Origin of the sequence: Mesorhizobium sp. M7A.F.Ca.MR.362.00.0.0, from assembly GCF_004023175.1 — a bacterium.
Classification (GTDB): Bacteria; Pseudomonadota; Alphaproteobacteria; order Rhizobiales; family Rhizobiaceae; genus Mesorhizobium.
Window position 1 is genome coordinate 9,754 of sequence record NZ_RZTF01000208.1, and the last position, 1,605, is coordinate 11,358.

A 1,605-nucleotide genomic window follows, 5' to 3' on the forward strand; every position below is an offset into this window, starting at 1 on the left:
TTGGTCGAGCCCTGGAGGTTCACGGCGGCGGACGCATGCGGATCGAGCGCCAGCACGCAGGCCTGTGCGCCAGGTTTTACCTTGACCGAGGCCGAGCGGGAGGCCTGCCAGGGGGCCGAGGCGCTGATGAAGCTTGGGCGGCTTATGCTGGACGACAGCGAGATAAAGTAGGCGCTTGGGCTGCCGCTTGCCGTTGCCGCGAAAGCGGAGACGCTGCCCAAATATTCCTGCTGGTCGGCCGCGCTCATATTGGCGGCGAAGAATTGCAGCCCAAGCTGCTGGACATCGCCGGCCGCCATATCGGGAGAGAACTTCGTGCCGATGGCGAGCCCCGCCGCGTCCAGCGAGTTCTGCAGTTGCGAGGCGTCATGGCTCGTGCCGATCAGATCAACGGCGCCGGCCAAACCAATCATTATCGGCAGCATCGCGACGGCGGTCGTCATGGCAAAGTTGCCGTGCTCCGAAGACCAGAAGCCTCTCAATGCGAACATAATTCCTCGCCGAACCTCGTAAAGCTCAGGTGATACGCCAGAGATCCCTACGAGTAATTTAAGTAAATGCTAAAATACGTAAATGCTAAAATGCAGAACAATGGTTGGCTAAAACGAAAGACTGCCGAGGCACGCCATATGAGAGGCCATACGGAGAGTTGAACACTACGAGGAGTTGCGCCCCAGGCAATTGACGCGGCGACAATCGCCGCCAACTCTGCTATCATGCCTCTTGATCTTGAAGTGGCAGCTCTGGCGGCCATCCAGGCGGTGACCGCCCCGACACACGGGAGGAAGGTTATGGCCGGCTTTCATGTCATGGCGGACGCACGTGGAATGCATGTGCAGCCAACGGTGCGCCGCATCACCACGTCGGACCTTTGGGATGCGCTGCGCCTCGGCTTCGAGGATTTCTGGGCAAAACCATCGCACTACGTGTTCCTGTGCCTGATCTATCCCATCGTCGGCCTGATCCTGACGCAGTGGACGTCCGGCGCCAATGCCATCCAGCTCATCTATCCCCTGATGTCGGGTTTCGCGCTGGTCGGGCCGTTTGCGGCGCTCGGCCTTTACGAGATCAGCCGCCGGCGTGAGCTCGGCATGAACACCTCCTGGTGGCACGCGTTTGATGTGCGGCGCTCGTCCGCTGTCCCGTCGATCGCTGTCATCGGCGTCATGCTGGTGGCGCTGTTCCTGTTGTGGCTCTACACGGCGCAGTCGATCTACACCGGCCTGTTCGGCGACCAGCCGCCGGCCTCGATCGGTGGCTTCGTCCGCGACGTGCTGACCACCAGCAAGGGCTGGACGCTGATCCTTGCCGGCAATGCCGCGGGCTTTGTCTTCGCCGTAATCGTGCTGGCCACTACCGTGGTTGCCTTCCCGCTGCTGCTCGACCGTGACGTCGGCGCCGTTTCGGCGATCGAGACCTCGGCCCGGGCAGTGATGGCCAACCCGCTGCAAATGGCGCTGTGGGGCTTGCTGGTCGCCGTGCTTCTGGTGATCGGTTCGATCCCGCTCTTTGCCGGGCTCGCCGTCGTCATGCCGGTGCTCGGCCATGCCACCTGGCATCTCTACCGCAGGGTGGTCGAGCCGGAGCGGGCACAGCAGATAAGGC

Annotated in this window: 1 protein-coding gene and 1 pseudogene (1 of these 2 only partly in view); one reads left to right on the top strand and one right to left on the bottom strand. The window is 62.2% G+C overall.

What is annotated here, in order from left to right; translation table 11 throughout:
- Positions 1 to 443: pseudogene (locus tag EOC06_RS43235) on the bottom strand (pilus assembly protein TadG-related protein) (it extends 136 nt beyond the left edge of the window).
- A gap of 348 nt (positions 444 to 791) precedes the next feature.
- Between EOC06_RS43235 and EOC06_RS22845 the strand changes: the two are divergent.
- Positions 792 to 1,605, top strand: an 814-nt coding sequence (locus EOC06_RS22845) for a DUF2189 domain-containing protein (RefSeq protein ID WP_128308849.1), incomplete at its 3' end; no start/stop codon positions are given.